The sequence below is a fragment of the Olivibacter sitiensis DSM 17696 genome, assembly GCF_000427965.1.
Taxonomy (GTDB): domain Bacteria; phylum Bacteroidota; class Bacteroidia; order Sphingobacteriales; family Sphingobacteriaceae; genus Olivibacter; species Olivibacter sitiensis.
Window position 1 is genome coordinate 1 of the sequence record NZ_ATZA01000024.1, and the last position, 24,864, is coordinate 24,864.

Here is a 24,864-nt window from a genome sequence, read left to right on the forward strand (position 1 = left end):
TCACCGAGAAATCGGACGCCAAAACCACCAAGGAAACGCTCAAATGGGTACATATCGCTATCAGCAATGCAAAACGGACATTGCTGGGCAACTACCATAAAATCAAAAGGAAGTACCTCCAGCTCTACCTCAACGAGTTCATTTATAAGCTCAATAGACGGTATTTCGGAGACAAACTGTTTGACAGAATGGTCATTGCAAATATAACAGGTGCGTAAACGGAGAATCAGTAAAAAAAATAAAAATCTATAGAAAAAAAATAAAAAGAAGCGATTCAATTGGATATAAAACGCCATTCGATATACTTATCTAAGATATAGGTAGGCTACAAGCAATTGTTATAGTTATTTTACTCCAATAAGCTATATTGCCAACCCAAAGCTTATCCTTAGGTTTGGCTTATATAGATCGTTATGGCCATTCTGGCAAAAGACCATGTAAAAAACACATCAAGCGAAAAAAGCATCAGACTTCACTTAAATAGCACCTATGGCGCCACCACCTCTTTGCGTTGTATCGTATGCGCACTGAAGTAGCCCAAGGCATTCCCTCTCAAATTGCTCACGGGATTGGCGGGTGTGGCGGAGTTGCTATCGCCCGTGGCGCTATTGGCCAAGCTGAAAAAATATTTGTAAACCGCGGCATCTGTGGTCAACATCTCTACCCTCACCACGTCGCCACTTTTTATTTTATCCTCATCATCTTCAGCCTCCGTAAGGACATATAGACTGAGCGAATTGGCATTGCCATCCGTAAGTTCGTCATTGAAGGCAAAAATCTGTTTGATCTTCCGATCGTTCACGTACAGCACAAATCGATAGTAATTGGGCACTCCGAAAGGGTCCATAAAATCAATGGTGGCCAGTTTTTGGATCTCGCCAAAGATAAGTTCTTCCCTGATATAAAGGCTATCCATCCTAATCAGATCGGGCATGGTAGAGCTAGCGGTGATCTGCTCATCGCCTATTTGTACACGGAGGTGATAGGTCGTCCCAGGCGTGCCTAGCCATGTAGGTGAAGTATATTCACCAGGAGCCGTTTCTTCCAGATCAATTGAGTTTGTCCCATCGCTCATGCTGACGATAGCACCGCTCACGGTAGCTCGGGTATTATCTTCATCAAAGTCCTTGGTTTGGCTGATCAGTACCTTAGACCCGCCTTCCTCATCGGTCACTACCGCTTCGACGACATACCTTTTCTCCACGCCATCCAGCCGGATGTCTATCTCCTTTTCGCAGGAAAACAAGATACCCGAGAGTATGATTAATACCGACATCCATATATAATTGTCAATCCGTTTCATATTTATGTTTTGCTTGTTGCTATATCGATTCAATAGATCCATCATATTTTTGATTACTTGAACTTGAAATTGTAGGAAACAGAAGGGATAAACCGGAAAAGGGAAATCTGATTGGCTACGGTCCTATTGGGATCGTCCTTGCTATCCTGAAACTCGATTACATAGGCATTCTCCCGACCATAGGCGTTGTACAGGCTGAAACTCAACTCCGAGCTCCATCGCTTTTTCTGCTTAAGCTGCCAAGTGGCTCCCAGATCGAGCCGATGGTAGTCGGGCATTCGGTATCCATTGCGTTGCGTGTAATAATAGGTGGTTTGGTCATCGATAATGTACTTCCCCGCGGGAAAGGTTATGGCGTCTCCCGTGTAATATACCCAATTGGCAGATAAGGTCCATTTCTTGTTCAGCTGGTACATGGCCACGATGGCTATATCGTGCGTCCTATCCTGCCTGGCATTGTACCATTCGCCATTATTGATGCCATCTATCTGCCTTTCGGTCTTGGAAAGGGTGTAACTGATCCACCCGCTCAACCTGCCCGACTTTTTCCTAAGTAGCCACTCTATGCCATAGGCTCTACCCTTTCCATAAAGCAGCTCGGTTTCTATGGCGTTATTGCCATTGTACACATCGGCGCCATCGCGATAATCGATCTGGTTCTGCATGGTCTTGTAATAGGTTTCCACGTTCAGTTCATAGCGGTTGCCCGCCAAGTTGCGATAGTACCCCAAGGCGAACTGATCGGATACCTCTGGCTTGACAACATTGGTACTGGCTATCCACTTATCCGTAGGGCTCGCCGCAGTACTATTGGCAATGAGGTGCAGGTTTTGCGTATTCCGCACATAGGATCCTTTGACGGACGAATAGTCGTTCATCTGATAACTGGCCGCCAGGCGCGGTTCCAGATTAAGGTAGGTTTTCACAAATTCGCCCCGATCGTAGCGCATGGTATCGATCACCCGACCCTCACCATCCACATCATAGAAATCGCCCTCTCCCAGAATGCTGAATGCGCTAAGGCGCAGGCCATAGGTGAGCTGTAGCTTATCCGAGGCTTTCCACGTGTCCGTGGCAAACAGGGCATTTTCCCAGGAATAACGCTTTTGCATGAATATATCATTGACACTCGATTCTTCGTTCGCAACCACTTCCCCGGGACGGATGGTATGGTATGTGGAGTTGAGCCCAAACCTGACGTTGTTCCTATTGCCGGCATTCCATTGAAATTCCTGCTTGAGCTGGTAATCTTCTATACTGGAATAGATATTGAACTTATTCGTACCGCTGTTGATACCGATATTGTAATCGTAATTGCTATAAATCATTGACGTATTGGAAAACAACCTGCTGTTGAAAATATGGTTCCACCGCAAGGTGCCCGTCGTATTGCCCCAGTCCAGGCCGAATACGTCTCCTACCCCCAAGCGATCCTTGCCCAGATAACCGGAAAAGTACAAATGATCTTTGTCGCCGAGATGAAAATTCAGCTTGGCGTTTAAATCATAGAAATACAGCTGATTGTTGTTGATGGACGAATCGCTGGACAGCTTCAAGAACATATCGAAATAGGTTCTCCTGCCCGATACCAGGAACGACGATTTGTCTTTCTGTATGGGGCCTTCCACATTGAGCTTTGCCGAGATGAGCCCCAGGCCACCGCTTACATTGAAGTCTTGGTTGTTGCCATCGTTCATCTTGACATCTAGTACCGAAGAGAGTCGACCGCCGTACTGTGCCGGCATCCCACCTTTGTATACGGTCATATCCTTGATGGCATCCGAATTGAAGGTGGAGAAAAAACCCAATAGGTGCGATGCATTATAGACGGTTGCCTCATCCAGCAATATCAAATTCTGATCGGCACCACCGCCCCGTACGAACATACCACTATTGCCATCCCCGGCGGGCTTTATACCAGGCAGCAACTGTATGACTTTCAGCACGTCCCGCTCGCCCATCAGCACCGGCACATGTTTCACTTCCTGTAAATCTACCTGCTCCACGCCCATCTGGGGGGTTCCCAAACTCCGCTCTTGGGATGACGAAATGACCACCTCGTCCAGTGCCTGGGCAGCATCGTCCAGGCGGACATGCAACACGACATCTCCAGATGCCCTGATGGTATCACTGTAAGTGGTAAACGATACGTAGCTCACCACGAGCTGGTATGTACCAGCGGGTATTTGTAGGGAAAAGAAACCGTACTCATTGGTTTTCGTACTGAATTTGCCATCAACGCTCACCGTGGCGCCGATAATAGTCTCGCCTTTGCTTTTTGACCTGACCGTGCCGCTTAGCGTGACCTTGTTCTGCGCATACGAATGAATAGAAATAAAAAAAATAGGGATCAATAACCAAGTTAACTTCATATCTGCCATTTATTTTAAGCAAGACGTTCAACATGGATAGTACCCCTATGTCATAAAAAAAGATTATTCAGATGCCAATGTTCGCAATTTGCGATAAATGGTCATTCTGGAAATCTGAAGTATTTCTGCCGCCCTACTCATATTGCCACCGGTTTGTTCCAGTACGGATCGTATCAATAGGAGTTGTTCCTGGGCGTCAAGATCTTTAGAATAAGACTTTTTGGTATCATTTTGTTCCTGCTCAAACCGGATGATCCTTTCCTGCAAATGCTCGGCGGTTAGTTCCAGTTCACCTTTCAGCGCAAAGACTGCATACTGTGCTGCATTTCTAAGCTCACGTACGTTTCCCGGCCACGGATAACGAAGCAAACTTCGTTGAGCACTTGGATGTATATATACATGAGACGAAACATGCTCTTCCAAAAAATGCTTGAAAAGGGGTAAAATATCCTCCCGTCGATTCTTAAGATCTGCTATGGCAAGGTCAATCACATGCAACCTAAAGTATAGATCTTCCCGAAATCGCCCCTGCGCCACTTCCTCTTCCAGATTTTTATGCGTAGCGGCAATAATGCGCACATCTACAGGCACGCCTTTCTCTGCCCCCAAAGCATATACCATGTTATCTTCCAGTATTCGTAACAGATAGGGCTGTACGTCCAAAGGTAGCTCTGCAATCTCATCCAAAAACAAAACGCCTTTATGAGCCTGTACGAATTTTCCCTTTTTGCCTTTGCCATCCGCCCCAGTAAATGCTCCGGCAACATAACCAAACAGCTCGCTCGCAATCAATTCCCTAGAAACCGCCCCACAGTTCATGGCGACAAATGGCCCTCCACGCCTCTGAGATTGCTGATGAATAAAGAGTGCCAACTTTTCCTTTCCCGTGCCAGTACTGCCATGAATAAGAACCGGAAAGTCATACATGGCTGCCTGTTCGGCTTTTTTCAGGCAATTTATAAAACTGGCAGACTCTCCTATAATTCGATTGGCATACACATTTTCATTATCGATAGAAGATAAACCACCTTGTACTGGTTTGAAAACCGCTATGCCTCCTAATAATTGGGTATCCATTGCATGAGGAGAAATCACAATCTCCCACTCCTTTCCCTCCTCTTCTTTATAGTGCATGGTTACTTTGAAATTGAGATACATTTGGCTCGTTTCCGGCAATCTAAAATGACTTCTGAAATTCATCCCTTCACGCGCTCCCAATAGTACCTGCGCCAACCTATTGCATCTCGTGACTTTACCATTTATATCGAAAACAAGCACAGGCCGTGTATTCTCCAATAAATGGTGGTAGGGCGTGTACATCGCTTTCTTCATATACTCCTGTTCGATGGCATTTTCTATCAAAGCTTTTGCCGTATATACAACGCCAAAATTATGAGCACCCAGCAAATCCTTTCTCCCGGTAAAATCCAATATACCTAAGGGATTACCGGTAAATGGGTCGACAATTGGAATTGCAGTACAAACCAAATGATGCCAGCCTTCGCAATAATGTTCGGCGCTAAAAATCGTAACGGCAGATAAACTCTGCAAAGCCGTACCAATGGCATTGGTACCACAATTGGATTCATCCCAAATGGCTCCGTTAGTGAAATTCAATTTATCGAATTCCTTTATCGTGCCACCGTCCGCTTCCGTTTTCAAAATGGTGCCTTCACTATCAGCCAATACCATAATAAGACCGTGCATATCAAACTGATTGGACAACATTTTGATGATGGGCTGAGCAATGGACAGAAAGTGCCCGTTTTTTTCACGACTGATTTTTAGGGCATGATCTGACAACTGCTGAGGAGCCTGATTCAGGTTCATCGCCACATTGTTCTTTTTACAACGCTCCCATGAACTCGATACTACATCACGTAACGACATAAATGTTTCGCCCTTTAAGGCATAAGAATGCCATGCCTGTTGTATAGATTGATCGATCTCGTTATATCGGTCAATTTGCAATAATGGATACATAATAGCTACCTCCTAGTTTATGATTGGCCCAAATTAATCCCAAGCAAAAATAATCATAATTACTTTGAAATAGCAATCCTCCTCCCCGGTTACTTATTGTCCATATAAGGCAAGTGACTGTAACGAAACACTGAAACATGTTACGCATATACTATAAACATGTTTCAAGGCGTGATCAACATAAAAACAACAAAAACCTGCTATTCAACACATTAATAAAACAGGCACAAATATGGCATGGGAATGAAAAATAGGGCATTCCCTTGACTAATGGGATTGCTCTTTGCAACATAAGAACAATATAAAAAAATGAAATCACTAGTATTTAATGGCGATCACGACATTGCCTTGGAAGAGAGACCAATACCAAAACTTCTAAAACCAACAGATGCCATCGTTAAGGTCTTGAAAACAACCATTTGCGGAACAGATTTAGGAATTTACAAGGGCAAGAACCCCGAGGTAGCCAAGGGCCGTATCTTGGGACACGAAGGAATAGGAATCATCGAGGAAGTGGGTGAAAGTGTGACACAGTACAAAAAAGGCGATAAAGTATTGATTTCATGTGTCACCTCTTGTGGCTCGTGCGAGTATTGCAAAAAACAGCTATATGCACATTGCAAGGACGGGGGCTGGATTTTGGGATATATGATAGACGGCGTACAGGCCGAATACGTTCGCATACCCCATGCAGATAACAGCCTTTTCAAGATTCCCAACACCATAGACGATGAAGTAGCGGTATTGTTGAGCGATATATTGCCCACTGGGCATGAGATAGGTGTGCAATATGGCAACGTGAAGCCAGGTGATACCATCGCTATTGTAGGTGCTGGGCCTGTAGGCATGTCGGTGCTTTTGACTTCGCAATTCTATTCCCCTTCCATTATTATTGTTATCGACATGGATGAAAACAGGTTGGCCTTGGCAAAAGAACTGGGTGCCACTCATACCATCAATTCTGCCAATGAAAATGCCTTAGAAGCGGTAAAGAAAATTGCTGGTGAGGAAGGGGTTGATACGGCTATCGAAGCAGTCGGAATTCCACCGACATGGAATATTTGCCAGCAAATTGTCAAACCTGGCGGCCACATCGCAAACGTTGGGGTACATGGTGTGAAGGTAGACTTTGAAATCCAGAAATTATGGATTAAAAACCTGACGATTACGACAGGTTTGGTAAATACCAATACGACGCCTATGCTCATCAAAGCTGTTTCTGCCAACCGTTTTGACTTGAAAAGACTCATTACCCACCATTTTGATCTTTCTGAGATTGAAGAGGCATACCAAGTCTTCCTCAATGGGGCAAAAGAGAAAGCATTGAAAATAATCATAAACAACTCTTAGAAAGTACGAGAAAAGCACCGCAAACAAATACTAGTCTATTTGTGAAGTGCAGCAGAACAACTATTTCCCCCGGTAGCCGGAGCAAACTGCTTCGGCTATCGGGTTTTTAGCGGGTTATGAAAAACATTGCATTCATCCCGTTATAGGTGTACTTCTATACCAAACACATCTTTCAATGCCGTTCTAGCCGCATAAAAGCCGCTCATGCCGTGCACACCACCCCCTGGCGGCGTGGAGGCCGAGCAGAGATAGACTCCTTTTGCCGATGTACGGTAGGGAGAAAAGCGCAATACGGGTCTATTGAACAATTGTGCGAGATTGACCACACCACCATTAATATCGCCACCTATATAATTGGGATTGTAATGCTGCATTTCTTCCGTATTGAAGGTATGCTTGGCCAAAATGGTATCCCTAAAACCCGGGGCAAACCGCTCGACCTGCGCTTCTATAGCTTCGGTCATATCTCTGGTAGAACCATTGGGCACATGGCAATAGGCCCAGCCCGTATGCTTCCCTGCGGGTGCCCTGCTTTCGTCAAACAGGCTCTGCTGAGCCACGAGCACAAAGGGCTTGTCGGGATGTTGGCCTTTCCATACCTGAGACTCTGAATGAGCCACCTCTTCAAAGGTATTGCCCAAGTGTACCGTCCCTGCCTTGCGGCATGCTTCCGAGCGGAAAGGAATGGGGCTATCCAATGCCCAGTCGATCTTGAAAACGCCCATACCGTATTTATAGTCCTTCAATTGCCAACGATAGAAGCTAGAAAGTTCGTCGCCACAAATGGCCAGTAACTGCCTGGGCGTTACGTCCAGCAACACCGTGCGCGCATCGGGTAGGTCGCTCAAAGAGCTTACGGGACTATTGAGTTGTATCTCCCCTCCCAACGATTCGAAGTAAAAAGCCAAAGCATTGGCGATACTTTGCGAACCACCAATGGGTATAGGCCAGCCACCGATATGCCCGGCTGTGGAAAGTACCAGTGCAATGGCCGCCGATGTCTGGGCAGACAAAGGAATCATACTATGGGCTACGATACCCGCCCAGAGCCCACGGGCCTCCTTGGTCTTGAAACGGGCGGCGATCTGCTTGCCCGATTGCAAGGCCTTCCATCCAAAACCGGCCATGGCAAAAGGATGACGTGGCAGGGAAACCAAAGGCCCCAATACGTCCCTCTCTATTTGCGGCCAATGGCGTACAAGTGGGGCAAAAAGCTTTTTATAAGCACCTTCGTCCGCGCCAAATCCTTTAGCAGTTTCATCTAGCGACCGTAAAAGTGCCGCCGCATCATCTCCCGAATCAAAAGGGTGCGCCGCCAGTACAGTTGGCTGCACGTACTTTAGCCCATGTTGTTCCAGCGGAAGCGATCGCAAAAAGGGTGATGCTGCCCCCATGGGGTGGATAGCGGAACATACATCGTGGCGGAAACCCGGGAGCGTCAGCTCTTGGGTACGCATACCACCACCAACGGTGGCTTTCGCTTCGAGCAAAAGCACCGAAAGCCCCTCACGCTGCAAAGTAATGGCTGCAGCCAAACCATTGGGCCCAGCCCCCACTACCACCGCATCGTATCTTTTGGACATAAAATTTCAAATAAAAGATGATAGAACCGAAATGCAGACAGCCTACTGTATGACAAAATTAATCTTGTCTACCCCCGTATTGTTTCCTTTGGCATAAAAGGCATACACCAGCAATTCATAATTTCCCTTTTCCGAGATATCTATATCGCCATCGTACAAATTATCCTCGCTCAACTTACGCAAATCGTATTGCCCTATCTCAACACCCTCTTTTTTCAGGACAGCCTTGATCTCTATATCATCGGAATCCCATATCCCGCCTTTACTGATTACGCAACCGCAAAGCATGGTCAGGCTTACCTTAAAATTAAGTGCCTTGCCCTCCAAAGAGCTCAGCGGGATGAACTGATGAGTAGTAGGACTTAGAATATCAAGTATCAAGCCCGACAATTCAATAATGAGCCCATCGCCGACAATGTCTTTACCAGGAATGAGCCAAAACTGCGTAGTCCCTTTGATAGCCGCCCCCTTTCTGCTCAAGGGAGCTAGCACTTCCACGTCCAATAAGGTAGGCTCTTTGATATCCAGCGTGGCTTCAAATTTCGCCGTTTTCTCGTCTGTAAGCGCGTGCCCCCGTGCCAAGAGCGTTTGCAAGAGCAATTTGGTATCGCCAGAACTCCCCGTTGTTACCCCTTTTGCCAACAGTTCCCCTGTCAGATTATCTTTTATGACTACCGAAGCCCCTCCGATACCCGTTCCCATGAACTTGGCATCCTTTGCTTTTACCCGAACGATCAGCTTGGTAGGTGTAGCAACCAAGCTACCTGCGTATAAGCACAATACTACCAAACCTGCAATTTTTCTAAACATCTTGCTTCTTTCCTTTTTAATTTTTCTCTCCCAAATACCTTGCCGTCAAATAACTAAACAACAACACGCACTGTCTAGTCAAACAACAGGTATGCCAACAATAAGGTCACCAATATATTAAAAACCTGCGCAATCAGAAAAGCATAGAACGGTTTTGGACTATTGTCCTTGATCAAGTCCTTGAAATTCGTTTCCAATCCTATACTCGTAAAGGCCAGGGCAAACCAAAGTCCTTGTATATCCTTTATCGTGCCTTTGACAGCGGCCGTTGTCTCTGGACTCACCACAAACGAAAACAAAAGCGATGCGGCAATGAAGCCCAGAACAAATTTAGGGAAGCGTTCCCATATGATTCCCAAACTGGGCTTGCTGCCCGGTTCTGCTCCTGCTGGATGATTCGTATAGCTCCAGTAGATAGATATGGCCAATGCCGCAATCCCCAATAGTACGTTTTGCGAAAATTTCACAATGGTGCTGATTTTCAAGGCCTCCTCTCCCACCAAGCTACCCGATGCCACTACGGCTCCCGTGGTATCTATACTTCCGCCGAGCCAGGCACCCGTAACTTCTTGTGATAGCCCAAGATAATGCGCCAAATAGGGCATGCCTATCATCATGGGGATAGCGGTGATAAGCACCATGGAGACCACGTACGACAGCTTTTTGGGATCGCCCTGGATGGCCCCCGAAGTAGCAATGGCCGCCGATACGCCACAGATAGAGACGGCGCTGGAAATCATGAGCCTGAGTTCTTCATCTACCTTGAACTTCTTGCACAACCAAAAAGCGAAATACCATACGGACAGTACCACCACAAGCGCTTGTACAATCCCTTTGCCGCCCGCTTTCAATATATCTGAAAAGATGACACTGGTACCGAGCAGCACCAACCCAATCTTTACCAACAATTCCGCCGATAAGGCTTCCTTGAACCACACGGGCAGTTTAACGGTATTGCCCACCAGTAAACCGATGAGCAGGCTGAATATGACGGCTTCCAGTCCCAAATCTTTTACGGTAGCGTTGCCCGCAAGGAACAAGGCCACGATGGTGAGTGCATACACAATGGGAAAAACCCGTAGATGTGCCTTGACGGATTTCCCGGTAAGTATCGCCCCCAAGACAAACACGGCATAGGCAAAGAGAAACTGAATAAGCAGGTGTACAGCGTTATCCGAATGAAACAACGCGCCGATATCTGACGCGGAATGCCAAGTAAACTTGGGGCTGGGGATATGAAGCCCAAGTAAAATCAAGACGATGATGATAAAACCTAAAGCCACAACGGCCCAGTCTTCGGTGAGCAGCGTTTTTTTATTAATTGATGTCATAGTATACGATAAAGTTCAAAGTTGACGCATTCGCATCACAAATGTGGTTATTATTAAATTAGTTTTATAAAGTTACTTTTCCCAAGAAATTCCCGAAAAATCATTATTATCCAAAAACACACGCCCATCGCCTTTTAAGGCCCATGCCGTAACAGGATTGAAGTGATAGCCCCCTTTACTTTCTCTAGCCGCCACTAGTTCCTCATAAAAAGGCTGGCGATATCCCGTTTCGTCAAATGCCCTACTCATAATAACCGTTTCCTTTCCGTTCCATTCCCACAGAAAGCGAAATGCCGTATGCGCCTTGTCAAGCACGGGCTCCTGAAGCCTTGCAGGATACCAACTGCGCCCAGCATCAACACTCACCTCTACCTTGGTAATTTTACCCCTGCCAGACCAAGCTATCCCACGAATCTCTATCCAGCCTTTCTCTACCGTTACGGGATATGTTGGAAAAGTGATAATGGAACGGGCATCCATAACCACGCTGAATTGCCTGACCTTCCCATCCTTCACCGTTTCCGTATATTTGGATGTCTCCTCCCTTGTCATAAATGGTGCATCTGCCACTTCTATGCGCCTCAGCCATTTCACCGAAGTATTACCTTCCCAGCCAGGCAAAAGCAACCTAGCGGGATAGCCCTGTTCAGGTCTGACAGCCTCTCCATTTTGTGCATATACGATCATTGCATCATCCAAACCCTTCTCCAAAGGAATGCTTCTAGTCATTACGGCGGCGTCTGATCCTTCGGCCAAAAACCAGCTCGCCTTCGGCTTGACTCCCACCTCCCTGAACAAGGTGGACAACATCACACCTGTCCACTCACTTTGACTCGTCAAGCCACAGATTTCCTGTGGCGTCATCTCCTCCTTGCCAGAACGGAAATTGCCGGAGCATTCCAAAAAACATATTCTGGTCACTGATGGGAATCGTTTCAGATCCGTCAGAGTAAATTTCATGGGTCGCTCCACCATACCGTGGATCAAAAGCTCATATTTCTCTGGCAGTATAACGGGAACTCCTCCGTGGTGGCGCTCGAAATGCAGATCGGATGGCGTAATGGTGCCATAAAAATTCTGTAGCGGGCTTCTGGAAGAAGTAAATGTAGGCAATTTTTCCAGTTGCTCTGCCGACGACCTTGTTCCAAGCTTACCCGGAAAAACACCCAATTTTTTGGTAGGGTCATCGGTATTTTGAGGCAGTGGCACACCTTGCTGAATTACCTTACCTAGAGGATCCTGACTCAATACCAGCCCCAAAGCCGCCATTTTCCCCAGTAGTTGCCGCCTGCTTATTTTTTTTTGTTTCATTCCCTGCTCAGTTTATCAACGGCAGCGACCATGCCCTTGAATTCGTCTTCATCATACAGACGGGTCAAATAACGAATCACCCCATCCTTGTCGATCAACACATTTCTCGTTACGCCAGCCTTCCTATCTGCATATCTGGCAAATACATCTGCCCCGGGATCGAGCGCCAAAGGGTAACTGATCTTCATGTCCGCATGGAATTTCCTTACTGTTTCCAGCGGCTCATCACGATCTACCCCAATCAAGACAACGTCCTTATCCCGATAAGCTTGCCAAAGCTCCTTTTCCAAATGCGGCATTTCTTCCCTACATACCTTGCACCACGAAGCGGTAAACTGCAACACCACAATTTTACCGCGAAGATCCTTCAATGAGGTTTTAGTACCATCGTGTAAGATCAGTTCAAAATCATCGGGAGCACGATCGCCTACCTGTACCAAATAACCTCTGTTGTCTGCAATCGGTTCCTGCGCAAACAAATTGCCTAGCGAAAGCACTAAAAGCAAGATTCCAAACAAATACTTTTTCATTTTTCGTTTCATTAATTTCTAGTTCATATTACATTATCAACGCACTTCTGGACCGCCCTTTCGGTCGTCAAGCACAAACCTCGACCTAGCGGGCATTTCCACTTTGGATAGATTTCTGGCGTTTATCACGGACATGGAATCGATAATCCCATTTTCATACAACAGGTAGGCCGTAAGATGATAGACCTCTTGATCATTCAAAGAGCCCGGCGCATCAAATGGCATCGCTCTCCGGATATAGTCGAACAACGTCGTTGCATAAGGCCAATAATTTCCGATAGCCTTTTTATCGCTTTCTCCTTTGCTGACCAGTACATCATAAGGTCCTTCCTTACCCGTCGCCCCATGACAAGCAATGCATTTTTGTCGATAGATCAACATTCCGTTCTTCACGCGACCGGTGCCTTCTGGCAGTCCTTTTCCATCTGGACCAATGTCTATATCAAGGGCAATAATATCTGCAGTCGAAGCCTTTTTACCAAAGCCAAAACGTTCGGGCCAATTGGCTCTTGAGCTATCTTCTTTGCTATATGTAGCATCTTCCGAGATTTCTTTCATCGTAGGCGCGCTGAACCTTAAATCTCCTTTTCTGTCTCGTTCCCCACAAGCATTATAGAGAAAGAGGCAAGCGGCAATCATTAACGAAAATGTCCTATGGCTCATGCAACACTCCTTTATCAGCTTTCGAAAGAAATTGTTTCTTTATCGCATACTTGAATATCTCGTTGCGCAAAAAATCATATACCAGCACGCTATTTCCTAGCACATCACCAGAACCCGTAAGCAGCTTCAGCACTTCTCCTGCCTGGATATTGCCCAATATCATGGGAAAGACGCCCAATACACCATTATCTGTACAATTGGGAGCTTGTTCTTCGGACCTTCCTTGCGGAAATAAATCTTCATAGCCGATAGCTTTGGCATCGCCTGTCGGAAAATTGAAGACGGCCACCTGTCCCTGAAATTTATGAATGGCAGCATAAACAAGACTTCTTCCCACCTCTGCACATGCCTTACTGATGAGATATTTGGCCTTTGTATCATCCGTACCGTCCACTACTACATCGTATTGTCCAATCAGTTCATGGGCATTCTGTTCATTGAGATAGGTTGAATGTATACATACTTCCGTTTCACCGTTGATCTTTCGAATTGCACGCTTCGCTGCTTCTACCTTCGGTGTTCCTATGTCATTGTCCGTATAGAGTATCTGCCTATGCAGATTGGAAATCGAAACCCGATCGCCGTCCACTATACCCAATGTACCTACGCCCGAAGCCGCTAGGGCTTGCAATACGGAACAGCCCAAACCGCCTGCGCCGATGACCAATACGCTACCCTCGCATATTCTTTGCTGTCCCAATATACCTATCTCACCCAAGGTGATATGGCGCATATATCTTTTTATATCCATACTACTTTCTTTTGTCCTATCCTCCTGAAAAAGGCGGCAGCAAGGCAATCTCCATATCCTGATCTAATGCGACATTTTCGGAGACTATCTGCCTATCGATGGCCACGGCGTAGGAAATTCCCACAAGCGCTGGATAATTTTCTTGCAATACCAAAATCAATTGCGCTCTATCGTAAACTTGGTCTATCTCGATCTCTCTTTGACCGGTAATCTCCACTAGTCGACCAAATAATTTAATTTTCATTTGAGTATCCTGTTTTACAAGTCAAACACATGCAATACCTGTGGAAAAAGTGCATCCATTGTTTCGGAAACACCTTTTTTGGATCCAGGCAAGGTCATTACGAACATTTTTCCAATAAATCCGGCCACACCTCTAGACAGCATGGAAAAGGGCGTGCGCTGTTGTCCATAGGCCCTTGCCGCCTCCATAATTCCAGGTATTTCCCGATCGAGCAAAGGTTTTATGGCGTCGGGTGTCACATCCCTGGCCGACAAGCCTGTTCCCCCCGTAAAAAGGAGCAGGTCAACACCGGCTGAACTAAATCGCTCGGCTATTCTTCGGATCCCGTCAAGATCATCTGGCGTAACAATATATTCCCCAACTTCAATCCCATGTACGGCTAATTTCTCGATAATGACCTTTCCAGCGGTGTCCTCATAGACGCCTGCCGTCACCCGATCGGAACAAACCACTACCGCTACACGCAAATGTCCATAAAAGCCACTATCAAAATCAGACTTACCCCCACTTTTGGAGAGCAATTTGATATGACTGATCTCCAACTCCTTATCTATAGGTTTCAACATATCATAAAGGGTAAGTGCCACAACCGATGCCCCATGCATAGCCTCCACCTCTACCCCCGTCTTATAGATGGTACTGACCTGTACCTTTACAATAATTTGCCTACCGTCGACAGTATAATCGATAGTCGCCTGTTCAATAGGCAAGGGATGACAGTCGGGAATCAGATCGCTCGTTTTTTTGATGGCCAACAAACCAGATGCCCTGGCAAACTCGAATACATCCCCTTTAGGCACCCGCTTTTCCAAGACCGATTGGATGGTCTCGTCTTCAGAGGCCAGAACAACGGCTTGGGCAATGGCCTGCCTGTAGCTATACCGTTTTGAGGTAATGTCATTCATGATTTCTTTTCCATTGAGTTTGTTCGTCATCAAAGCGTTCCAGCCCCCATATAGGCACCTCCGCCTTTACTTTATTGACCATTTCCTGGCAGGCCTGCATAGCCTCCGTCCTATGAGCAGCGGTGACGGCTACCAAGAAACAGCATTCGCCTACCGCTACTTCACCCAAGCTATGTACTACCTGAATGTCGGAAACCTTATATTTACCGATCAATTCATTCCTCAGTCGCTGAATACGATCCTTGGCCATATCTTCATAAGCGGTAAATATGATGGATATCACCTTGCTATTTCCTCGATAGTCTGCCCTCACCCATCCCAAAAAACTACTTGACGCACCCGTTTGCCTCTCGTTGCCCGACGGGGGAGAGACGGCCTTCAAAATCAAGTCTGCAGGAAGCCCTTCCTCTACGAACAACGGCATGCGCTGTTCGGTATGGAATTTTTCAAGTCTTGCCAAATCTGTCATATTTCCTCTGATTGATCATTAGGAATAGAGTAATAAGGCAATAAATGAACCTCTACCAACTCCCCATCCTTAAATTCCGATTTTCCTTCGGGCAAGAAGACCAAACAATCCGCCCCAGCAAATGAAGAAAGGCGATACGATTCCTGTGCCGGCAGAAGTTCTACGCTACCGCTGTGGATCTTCCCTTTCAAAAAAAATGCTAAGTCGCCCCCCTTTACAAAGGATTGCCTTAAAGGCAGGAACACGCGCCTCAAAGCACCTTCTTTACCAGAAAGCTGTAACACTATGGGCAATACGTATTCATAGAAGCAAGTCAATACGGAAGCGGGATTGCCCGGTAGCCCAAATATTTCCACGTGTCCTTTTTTCCCATAAAACAGCGGCTTTCCTGGTTTTTGCCTTATGCGATGGAAAAGTGTTCTTACGCTGCAATGCCGACAGGCTTCTACCACAAAATCATAATCGCCTACGCTGACCCCACCGGTCAGCAATACGAGATCGGAAGTTTGCAAGGCCTCGCCCAATACGAAGATGAGTTGCTCTCTACTATCCAAAACATGCTGTACACGTATGTCTGACACGTTCAAAGTGGACAAGGCGGCCCTAAGTGAAAACGAATTGGACTCATAAACTTGCCCATTTCTCAATGCCTCGCCCGGCTGGACCAGTTCATTACCAGTAACGATAATTGTCACTTTGGGCGATCCGTAAACCTTGACCGAAAGAAGACCTAAACTAGCCAAGAACCCGATAGCCGGTGCATGCAGAACGCTTCCTTTTGGCAAGGCCAATTCTCCCTTTTTAATCTCCGAACCCACCAGCCGCAGGGCGTTGCCCTTGGAAAGCTCTTTGTCCCGTACATATATGAAGCCGTTTTCCTTCTCCACCTTTTCCTGCATCACCACTGTATCTGCGGGGAGAGGCACTGGCGCCCCCGTAAATACACGGGCAGCCTGATTTGGCGACAGTGTCTGATGGCCGTGGCTTCCTGCTTCTACCTCTATCCCTATCTTCAATCCCTTCCCTTTCAGCAAATCGCTGTACAGAAAAGCATAGCCATCTACCCCCGACTGTGGAAACTGGGGCAAGTCCAATGGTGCATGCACATCCTCTGCCAGTACATGCTCCAATGCCGACAATAGCGAAAGTTCTCTCTGTACCGGCAATCGCTCAACATGCGACAAAATCCGTTTTGCTTCTGTTACCGTAACCATATCTAAACGATTTCCAATACTTGATCAATTATTCCCGTCACTTCTTCCACATAGTGTGTCGCAATGAAAGAAGAAATGGACAATTCTTGTTGCAGTTGACATAATTCTCCAATGATTTCCTTTTTCATCGCTTTATCCTGCGCAGAGAAAGGTTCATCCATTAGCAATACACTGGGCCTGGTACTTAGTGCCCTGGCTATTGCCAGCCGTTGTTGCTGCCCACCGGAAAGTTGGTGTGGCAAATGCTTTTCCAGGCCTTCGAGTTTCATGATTGTCAGCAATTTCTTTAAATATGCTTCATCTTTGGTACCATATCTCAGATGCCGCTCTACAGTGAGGTGAGGAAACAAAGCGTAATCCTGAAATACAAAACCCACCTTACGTTCTTTGGCAGGCAACGTGAATCCAATGCTTGCATCGTTCCATTTTTGCCCCCCGACAAAGATGGTTCCCCGGTCTGGCGTCACCAATCCCCCCAATATTTTCAGGAATGTCGTCTTTCCGATACCCGAAGGTCCTAACACGGCTATATTACTGCCCAAACTGAATGTCGCTTTCACCTTAAGCAAAGCAATGTTCTTATGCCTGTTTATATTTTTCTCGATATTTAAACCTATCATTCCAAAGGGCTTTTAGCTATATGACGATTAATGACAAACACCAACAGGACTATTGCAAAAGAAATAGCAAATAGAACCGAAGCATGGCTACCGGCAGTGATATAGTCCATCTGCTCCACTGCATTGTACACCGCAACAGAACCCACTTGGGTAACTCCTGGGATATTGCCCCCAATCATCAACACGATGCCGAATTCGCCCATTGTATGTGCAAAGGAGAGAACGGATGCCGTAACGATAGCGGGCTTCACTACCGGTACGGAGATGTGGATGAAAGTAGCCAATTCGGATTTGCCCATCGTGTACGAAGCTTCTATAATTGAGCGAGGCATGCGTACAAAAGCAGACTTTATGGGACCTACCATAAAAGGTAGGCTGTAAATAACGGATGCCAGCACCAATCCTTTAAAGGAAAACACCAATTGTATATCGAATACTTCATTCAGATTTTTCCCCAACCAACCCTGAGGGCTGAAGGCCAGCAGCAAATAAAAACCTAAAACCGATGGTGGAAGAACCAGCGGCATAGTCAAAAGTGCCTCGATAACGATCTTCCATATCGAATTGCCTTGCGCCAACCAATAAGCCAATGGCAAGCCGATGAATCCCAATATCACGGTAGTGACAACGGAAAGCTTAACGCTCAATATAATAGGTGTCCAATCCATATATTACCGTACTATTGGCACTTGATATCCATAATCCTGAAATATTCTTTTTGCCGATGCCGAAGACAGGTAATCCAAGAAAGCCTTGGCCTGCTCCAATCGATTCCCTTTTGCATATTGACATATCAATACCCCTTGCTCGATCTTACTATATAAACTTTCGTCTACCCTCGCCCAATATAAGCGATGTTTATTGCCACCCTCATGTACCAATGCTTCCGTCGTAAATGCCAAATCCACCGCGCCATTTGTGAGGTATATATTTACCTGGGAGATACTTTCGCCATATACCAGTTTGGGGGTCACTTTTTCCAAAAGCCCATAATGCTTCAACACCTCTTCTGCGGCTTTACCATAGGGCGCAAGCTTCGGATCGGCTATGGCCAATTTGTTAATTCGACCACTTTTCAATAGTTCTTCCCACTTTGCTATTGGCTGTATTGTTTGGCTTGCAACAATCAGGCGGCCGTAGGCATATACCTTAACCGCTGTAAGGCCAAATCCCGCCTGCGCGACCTTTTCTGGAAAATACATGTCGGCAGACAGGAAAAGATCGTAAGGTGCGCCATTCAGTATCTGCGCGGCCAGCTTGCCGGAAGAAGAAATGATGGCCTCCGTGGCTATACCCGTCCGCTCTTGAAAATCCGACTGCAATTGACCAATAACGAACTGCGCATTGGCCGAGACAGCCAAGCGCAAGGGTTGCGCCAATAGCTTCCACTGAAAAAAACAGCAGGCAAAAACCCAAAAAAATACCCAGCATATTCTTCTCATCGTGTTGTTTACCTCGATTCTACGTCGCCTATTCTTAGACTGGTTACATTTCTTATATAGCGTGCCTTTCTTTTCTCTCCGCCCACAATAACCCTAAAGGGTCCTTCTCTTTCGGGCAGAAAGCTTCCATTTTTCCTGTTGGCAAGGATCACCTGTTCGTCTTTAAACAAACTGTCAATTTCTGCCAATGAAAACATTACCTTATAGCCATCACTAGCTTCTATCAAAAGGTATTTTGTCAAGTTCGCTCCGCGTAGTTCTTCACCGGAAGGCACTCCGGCCAAAGCCAAGATCTGCGTTAGCGACACGCCTGAATAGGTATCGTGTTGTCCCGAATCGGCCGGTATTCGGATGCTTACCACTTCCATCTTATCCAAATTGTCAAATGAAAGCACTAAGTTCTTTTTCACCAGACCTTCCACTCGCAATGTCTCCATTCGTGACTGGGCACTTGTCATCCCGCCCATCGCAAACATCATGGCAACCAATATCAGTTTAGCAATAAAAAAACGGCTCATTCCCCGAGAATAAATTGATTTCATTTATCTAAATATTAATATTAACCTCCTATCGTAATCATACTTCTATTGATCAGTGACTCTGCCTCCCACTCCTCGGATCCAAAAGGCAATTGACCACCAGTTTGTGCAGCCTTCGCTCTCAATGAACGACGGATAAGTGGAAGGATATCTCTCCCTGCCCGATAGGGCATCAATAGGTCTTCTTCCGTTTGAGAAAAAAGACAATTTTTCATCTTGCCATCCGCCGTCAGCCTTATCCTATTGCATCCGGAGCAAAAAGGTTGGGTGATGGTGCTGATTACAGCTATTTTGCCTCTATGGCCCTCAACCTGATATTTCCTTGCCGTATCGTGCTTATGATCCGGCACCTTATGACAGCTATATTTTTGGCCTATCAGCCGCATTAATTCTCCGGCGCCCACTATCTTTTTCTGCCCCCAGCCATTCCCACTGAACGGCATAAACTCAATAAAGCGAACCTCTATGGGCCAAAACCTTGTCAGCTCCACAAAGTCGTTGACCTCATCATCATTGATATCCCTCATCACTACCACATTCAATTTCAGCTTCACCTTCATCCCTATCAACGAGCTGATATTTCCAAATACAGTATCAAACTTATCTCGTTTGGTGATGGCAAAAAACCTATCTCTGCGCAAGGTATCCAGACTAATATTGATCGACTCCAAAAATCCGGCTTCCACTAGATCGATGATTTCAGCAAGCCGAACCCCATTGGTGGTCATGCTCAATGGCACCCGCAAACGCGCCAGATAGTCCATGATCTTTTGGATGTCCTTACGTACTAAAGGCTCACCTCCCGTGAGCCTGATTTTATTTATACCCGCTTGTTTGAATATGCCCGCAATGCCATATATCTCCTCTGCGGTCATCCATCGATTGTCCAAAAAAGGATGTTCCCCGTCTTCTGGTATGCAATAAAGACAGCGCAGGTCACAATGGCTAGTAAGTGACAATCTCAGATAATCATGTATCCTGCCATGGGAATCTATCAGTTGCATATGCTCTCCCTTTAATCGTACTGCCCGGCATCCAATTTGCCAGGGGATAACTTGTAGTCCTTTTTCACTCTATCGAGCACCACGTATATCGAATCCTTGTTTTCATCTATGCCATTCAATACGATCCTGTTGCCGCCGTCGATCACCTCATAGTCTATCACAAAGCGTTTCCTTATTTCTTTTTTGGCCAATTCGTCGGCCTTTGCAAATTCCCGAATACGCCTTGTCGTGCGTGCACGGGGATGGACAAAATTGACTTCTTCACCAATACGCAGCCTCGCCTCCTCCGGAATCCACTCGTCCAAGCTCAATCCAGAGCCTGCGGCAGACAAAGCTTCCGGCAATATGCCGTAATTCCTCACGCCGCCATCTCCCCCAGAACCGGAAGTAACATTTCTTCTATCGGGTATGGGCTTATATTTATCTTCGAGGTATAGGCGCCGCTCCAATGTATCTGCGTAGTAGTGAAATGCTCGCTGCCCGCCAGCGACCCCTGCAATCTCGAAGGTGCGGTTGACATCGCGCTTGGGGTCGCCACCACCATTGGACAAATCCAAAGGAAGAGACCTATTGACCCTAAACGTCAGCGTGGTCCATCTTTCAAAGGTGGCAGATTGCCACCTTACCGTATCTAGTGGATCGTATGGCAACACCCGATTGTTCAACCTGAACTCGGTGACGTCGTAATTTCCCCGCAGTTCCTTAATGCCGGCAGTAGACGGCTGCTTGTAGGGGTCGTACAGAAAATCGACCAGTTGCAAATAGAAGAATACGCCCAAAAAGACAAACAAGGTCAAGGCCTTGAGCCCAAAGCGTACATACGGCCAAGCCCCGTTAAAGGTAGGAAAGAAAAGTGCCACCTTTGCCGCCCGTTCATGGATGAAAACATCGCCAAACGGCTTGTAATAGGGAACCAATAAAAACAGTCCCAACAAGGTAAAATAGGAGCTATAAACATGTACCCCCCCATCATATACCAAATTGACGACCACAATAACACCCAATGCCCCTACCAACAGAGCCGCCCCGATACCTACCGTTTTCCTGAACAGGAGCAGTGCGCCAGCAGTGACCTCGAGAACCCCCGCAAAAACCTGGTACCAAGGTACAATGCCAAAAGACAACCAAAAGATCTTTTGAGACGTCAGCTCCCCATAATCGGTGTCCAATATGCCCAAAGACGGATAGGGCATTTGTACCGGTAGCAATTTGGTAAAGCCAAAGCCGATGATTCCCAGTCCAGCGCGATAACGCACAATAACGTTCAACCAATAATAAAGAAGATTGTATTCCTTTCTTTCTCTTTTCTGGATCTTGGCAATCAATGTCCACAACAGTCCACCGCCAACAGCTATGAGCAAAGTAGTGATCCAATTGGCATAGCCCAACAACCTATATCCAAAAAAACTGTTGCCAAACAGGTTGATCCCTGATCCGAACCTACATATATCGTAGAGATCGCGGTAATCCAGGTTGAACCAATCGATCTTCAGCACATGTTCATACCAAAGCGGGTTGTTGGGAATGGAGAGCGCAATAAAGAAAATGAAACTTATCCTGAAAAGGATTCGCTGATATTCCCTCCAATTTTTACCTTCGGTCGCTGAGAATGAATGATCATCCGATGCGGTCTTGTCCTTTTCTTCGGCCTTTACATGAACGTCCGCGGATGTAAAGGCATGTTTGCTTATTGATGCCATAAGTCTAATTTTAAATAATTTGCTTTTCTACAACCTAAATCCCAATGTAGATCTGCCCACCTTCTTCACTTCCTCTATGAGGTATTTTTTGTCCAGTTTATCCAGCTTTACCAACAGCGAGTCTCCTTTATTGTCCCTTCCGCTCAAGAAAATGGTATTATTGTCTGGACGAGCAATATCCAATTCCAGATGCTCATCGGCATAGTGGGGATTTCTGTTTTGCAGGTGAAGTTTTTTACCATCCTCGCTGACCTGGTAGCTGTAGTAATGACGGTCGCCCACGAGCGCATACTCGTAATTGCGGAGACTGTCTTCACGCTGCAGGCTGATGCCATTGAGTTCATTCAAGTCTACTGGCCTATTCGATCGTATGCTCAGGGTATTCCATTTTTCAAATACCACATCCTTCCATCTGAAGGGGTGATTGGGCGCATAGGCCACCGTATCCCTGTTCTGCACAAAAAGGCTCGCATTATAAATCCCTTCGGCGTCTACCAGTCCTGCGGTTTGAGGGTAATATAAGGAGCTATGGTTGGTGTATACCGAATAGCTTTTGCTGCCATAAAGTGCAACGAGCACAAAAACAAAAATTAATTTCAAGGGCACTTTAACCCGCGCACTTATTGCTTCATCCAATTTCTGTCCAAGAAAGGCAGGTTCGGTGTGCGCATGGCCTATGACCAGACGGACGAACCTGCGAAAATCGTACAGGAAAGGTACAAAGGCCAAAGTGAGCAAAAACAACGAAAAAACATACCCTTTGCCTTCATAAGCCAGATTGGCAAGGAAGACATTTCCATAAAATGGGATAATGAAAATCACGGCCAAAAACGACGTTCGCCGAAAAAGAAGAAGTATTGCCGTCGTTACCTCGATGACGCCCAAAAAGGAAAGATAGGCAGGAGCTACACCAAGGCTCAAATAAAGCTGCTTCAAATCTGCAAAATAACCGTAGGCCGTATTGAGATGGCTCAGTGAGGGCTCCGGTGCAAAAAGTGGAAACAACTTGATGAAACCTAGAGCAAACAAGGCTGCGGCCAACCGAAACCTAACCAATACCCTCAAATAATAGTAGCGCGTATCGTCGTCTAGCTTGCTTTGCCTACCCTTTGCCAGCAAAGGCCATACAAAAGTGCCCAAAAGAGCAATGGAGGCAATAAGCAACCAATCCAGAAGCGTACTTTCAGTGCCGAAGAAATGTGGCGTGTACGTGGCCAACTGGAATACGTCAATAACAAATGTATTCCAGTTCACGTTAAAGAGCTGTCGATAGAAATCTGGCTGAAAAGGAATAAGCTGCAATGCAAAATAAATCCATGCAAAGCGAAGCAATCCAACTTGGAACGCCGTCCAATGGTGGAATGGTGTTGTTGTTTTTGTTGTTTCTGAGGACATAAGTGATAAAGTTTTAATAACCTGGATTTTGTTCAAGTGCATCGTCCAAAAGCAGCTGTTCGGCAGGCAAAGGCAATAGCAGACGGTTGTCATCTGTAATACCCAATACCGCTTTGGCTCGGCCAGTTCTTACCAAATCAAACCAACGATGGGCTTCCAGTCCAAACTCCAGCCGTCTCTCGTTTTCAATGGCAAGCAAAATGGCGTCCTGCCCTTCCGCTTGGCTATCTGCCAAGCCAGCTCTATTTCTTACCTCATTTAGGTCGGTCAAGGCACCATTACTATCGCCTAGATTTGCCTTAGCCTCGGCACGTATCAGGTAAAGCTCAGCTATTCGGATCACATAGGTCGGATCTGTAGCCGGACTGCGATAGTACAGATTTCCATACCACCGGCCTTGATTGTCCAGAGCCACCAAGGCACTCCTACTACCTCCTACCTCGGGGTTGTTGACGAGCGCCACGAAAGTATCATTGGGTGCCCACTGACGTGTGCCACCCCGTTCTTGCGGCTGCCATTGATTGCGATGGGGGTTGAGCTCATTGGCATTGTAGTAGATTTCGAACACCGATTCGCGTGTTCCTACCACATTATTGACAAAGAAAGCGGTATATGGAGCCAATAGTTCATAGTTCTGAACATCGGCAATTAACCTAGAAGCATAATCGAGGGCCTGCTGCCAATCTTGCCTATAGAGGAAATAGCGTGCCTTCAAAGCCCAAACGGTCTTGCGGGTCGCCTGATAGCGATTGGTGGTCTCCGACAGCAGGCCTTCCGCTATATCCCAATCCGAGATCGCCTGTTGATAAGTTTGCTCCTGCGTGCTGCGAGGGATTCCACGATTGTCATCCACATTGAGCGTAGGCGACGTAATCAAGGGCACTCCGCCCCATACCCTTGCCAAGTCAAAATAGGTAAGCCCCCGTATAAAATAGGCCTCACCCAATATGCGGGAACGTTCGCTATCGCCAATGGCTCCAGCGTCCAAATCGGCCACTTTGGCGATGACGTTGTTTGCCCGGTTTATCGTTTCATATATGCCCACCCAAGTACTGCTTATGGTTGCATTTTCGGCACGCACATTGTGATTGATAAATTCTTGGATTTGCGATTGCGAACCCGTCCATTGTATATTGTCGCCCGATAGGTATGCTATAGACTGAAAGTTGATGCTGTAGTAAGAGCGAAGTGCACTATACACGCCGTTCAGTGCCGTATTTGCCGATTGTGCATCTATTATCGTATTGTCGTCAGAGATGGAAGCCCTGGGATCCACTTCCAAGAAACTGCTGCATCCCGAAAACAGGATAAGTGGTATGGATAATATAAAAAATAATTTCTTCAT

24 protein-coding genes are annotated in these 24,864 nt (G+C 46.4%); 2 read left to right on the forward strand and 22 right to left on the reverse strand.

The window, feature by feature from the left end; genetic code table 11:
* On the forward strand, nucleotides 1-218 hold a 218-nt coding region (locus A37S_RS24650; RefSeq protein WP_028298265.1), incomplete at its 5' end, for a transposase.
* Between the two features lie 269 nt (nucleotides 219-487).
* Here A37S_RS24650 and A37S_RS0113030 read toward each other — a convergent pair.
* From A37S_RS0113030 to A37S_RS0113040, 3 genes are all read right to left on the reverse strand, one after another.
* A complete protein-coding gene (locus A37S_RS0113030; RefSeq protein WP_211229792.1) occupies nucleotides 488-1,303 on the reverse strand; it encodes a DUF4249 family protein in 816 nt (271 codons plus the stop codon).
* Between the two features lie 53 nt (nucleotides 1,304-1,356).
* Nucleotides 1,357-3,675, reverse strand: coding sequence for a TonB-dependent receptor (locus A37S_RS0113035; RefSeq protein WP_036602472.1), 2,319 nt, complete (start codon nucleotides 3,673-3,675; stop codon nucleotides 1,357-1,359).
* A gap of 63 nt (nucleotides 3,676-3,738) precedes the next feature.
* Complete coding sequence (locus A37S_RS0113040) at nucleotides 3,739-5,658, reverse strand: sigma-54-dependent Fis family transcriptional regulator (RefSeq protein ID WP_028297372.1); 1,920 nt, start codon at nucleotides 5,656-5,658, stop codon at nucleotides 3,739-3,741.
* 309 nt (nucleotides 5,659-5,967) lie between these two features.
* Here A37S_RS0113040 and A37S_RS0113045 point away from each other — a divergent pair, with 309 nt between their 5' ends.
* Complete coding sequence (locus tag A37S_RS0113045) at nucleotides 5,968-7,008, forward strand: zinc-dependent alcohol dehydrogenase family protein (RefSeq protein ID WP_028297373.1); 1,041 nt, start codon at nucleotides 5,968-5,970, stop codon at nucleotides 7,006-7,008.
* Between the two features lie 140 nt (nucleotides 7,009-7,148).
* On the opposite strand, the gene A37S_RS0113050 is transcribed toward A37S_RS0113045, so the two are convergent.
* The 19 genes from A37S_RS0113050 to A37S_RS0113140 all read right to left on the reverse strand — a co-directional run bounded on the left by A37S_RS0113050 (nucleotide 7,149) and on the right by A37S_RS0113140 (nucleotide 24,864).
* Complete coding sequence (locus A37S_RS0113050; RefSeq protein WP_028297374.1) at nucleotides 7,149-8,591, reverse strand: phytoene desaturase family protein; 1,443 nt, start codon at nucleotides 8,589-8,591, stop codon at nucleotides 7,149-7,151.
* A gap of 42 nt (nucleotides 8,592-8,633) precedes the next feature.
* A complete protein-coding gene (locus A37S_RS0113055) occupies nucleotides 8,634-9,401 on the reverse strand; it encodes a hypothetical protein (RefSeq protein WP_028297375.1) in 768 nt (255 codons plus the stop codon).
* Between the two features lie 74 nt (nucleotides 9,402-9,475).
* Nucleotides 9,476-10,732 (reverse strand): YeiH family protein, encoded by a 1,257-nt coding sequence (locus A37S_RS0113060; RefSeq protein WP_028297376.1) that lies wholly within the window; start codon nucleotides 10,730-10,732, stop codon nucleotides 9,476-9,478.
* A 72-nt stretch (nucleotides 10,733-10,804) separates the two neighbouring features.
* Nucleotides 10,805-12,043, reverse strand: a complete 1,239-nt coding sequence (gene soxC, locus A37S_RS24655) for a sulfite dehydrogenase (RefSeq protein WP_051293149.1) — start codon at nucleotides 12,041-12,043, stop codon at nucleotides 10,805-10,807.
* Complete coding sequence (locus A37S_RS0113070) at nucleotides 12,040-12,573, reverse strand: peroxiredoxin family protein (RefSeq protein ID WP_028297377.1); 534 nt, start codon at nucleotides 12,571-12,573, stop codon at nucleotides 12,040-12,042. The genes soxC and A37S_RS0113070 overlap by 4 nt, the downstream gene beginning before the upstream one ends.
* 36 nt (nucleotides 12,574-12,609) lie before the next feature.
* Nucleotides 12,610-13,236, reverse strand: a complete 627-nt coding sequence (locus tag A37S_RS0113075) for a c-type cytochrome (protein WP_245586378.1) — start codon at nucleotides 13,234-13,236, stop codon at nucleotides 12,610-12,612.
* Nucleotides 13,226-13,987, reverse strand: a complete 762-nt coding sequence (locus A37S_RS24660) for a HesA/MoeB/ThiF family protein (RefSeq protein WP_051293151.1) — start codon at nucleotides 13,985-13,987, stop codon at nucleotides 13,226-13,228. The genes A37S_RS0113075 and A37S_RS24660 overlap by 11 nt, the downstream gene beginning before the upstream one ends.
* A 16-nt stretch (nucleotides 13,988-14,003) precedes the next feature.
* Nucleotides 14,004-14,231: a MoaD/ThiS family protein gene (locus tag A37S_RS0113085; protein WP_028297379.1), complete on the reverse strand. Its 228-nt coding sequence runs from the start codon at nucleotides 14,229-14,231 to the stop codon at nucleotides 14,004-14,006.
* 14 nt (nucleotides 14,232-14,245) lie between these two features.
* Nucleotides 14,246-15,166: a bifunctional molybdenum cofactor biosynthesis protein MoaC/MoaB gene (gene moaCB, locus A37S_RS0113090; RefSeq protein WP_157278640.1), complete on the reverse strand. Its 921-nt coding sequence runs from the start codon at nucleotides 15,164-15,166 to the stop codon at nucleotides 14,246-14,248.
* Complete coding sequence (locus tag A37S_RS0113095; protein WP_051293154.1) at nucleotides 15,129-15,605, reverse strand: molybdopterin synthase catalytic subunit; 477 nt, start codon at nucleotides 15,603-15,605, stop codon at nucleotides 15,129-15,131. The genes moaCB and A37S_RS0113095 overlap by 38 nt, the downstream gene beginning before the upstream one ends.
* Entirely contained in the window at nucleotides 15,602-16,819 is a 1,218-nt protein-coding gene (locus A37S_RS0113100; protein WP_028297382.1) for a molybdopterin molybdotransferase MoeA, read from the reverse strand. The genes A37S_RS0113095 and A37S_RS0113100 overlap by 4 nt, the downstream gene beginning before the upstream one ends.
* Nucleotides 16,820-16,821: 2 nt before the next feature.
* Nucleotides 16,822-17,439 carry an ABC transporter ATP-binding protein gene (locus A37S_RS24665; RefSeq protein ID WP_036602453.1) on the reverse strand — a complete coding sequence of 206 codons (618 nt, stop codon included), beginning with the start codon at nucleotides 17,437-17,439 and terminating at the stop codon, nucleotides 16,822-16,824.
* Entirely contained in the window at nucleotides 17,436-18,107 is a 672-nt protein-coding gene (gene modB, locus A37S_RS0113110; RefSeq protein ID WP_028297383.1) for a molybdate ABC transporter permease subunit, read from the reverse strand. The genes A37S_RS24665 and modB overlap by 4 nt, the downstream gene beginning before the upstream one ends.
* A gap of 3 nt (nucleotides 18,108-18,110) precedes the next feature.
* Entirely contained in the window at nucleotides 18,111-18,881 is a 771-nt protein-coding gene (gene modA / locus A37S_RS0113115; protein WP_028297384.1) for a molybdate ABC transporter substrate-binding protein, read from the reverse strand.
* A gap of 8 nt (nucleotides 18,882-18,889) precedes the next feature.
* Nucleotides 18,890-19,423 (reverse strand): molybdopterin-dependent oxidoreductase, encoded by a 534-nt coding sequence (locus tag A37S_RS0113120; protein ID WP_084163896.1) that lies wholly within the window; start codon nucleotides 19,421-19,423, stop codon nucleotides 18,890-18,892.
* Between the two features lie 17 nt (nucleotides 19,424-19,440).
* Complete coding sequence (moaA, locus tag A37S_RS0113125) at nucleotides 19,441-20,424, reverse strand: GTP 3',8-cyclase MoaA (protein ID WP_028297386.1); 984 nt, start codon at nucleotides 20,422-20,424, stop codon at nucleotides 19,441-19,443.
* A gap of 11 nt (nucleotides 20,425-20,435) precedes the next feature.
* On the reverse strand, nucleotides 20,436-22,124 hold the full coding sequence (locus A37S_RS0113130; protein WP_028297387.1) for a hypothetical protein: 1,689 nt from the start codon (nucleotides 22,122-22,124) through the stop codon (nucleotides 20,436-20,438).
* Nucleotides 22,125-22,151: 27 nt separating this feature from the next.
* A complete protein-coding gene (locus A37S_RS24670; protein WP_036602478.1) occupies nucleotides 22,152-23,519 on the reverse strand; it encodes a hypothetical protein in 1,368 nt (455 codons plus the stop codon).
* Between the two features lie 13 nt (nucleotides 23,520-23,532).
* Nucleotides 23,533-24,864: a RagB/SusD family nutrient uptake outer membrane protein gene (locus A37S_RS0113140; RefSeq protein WP_028297388.1), complete on the reverse strand. Its 1,332-nt coding sequence runs from the start codon at nucleotides 24,862-24,864 to the stop codon at nucleotides 23,533-23,535.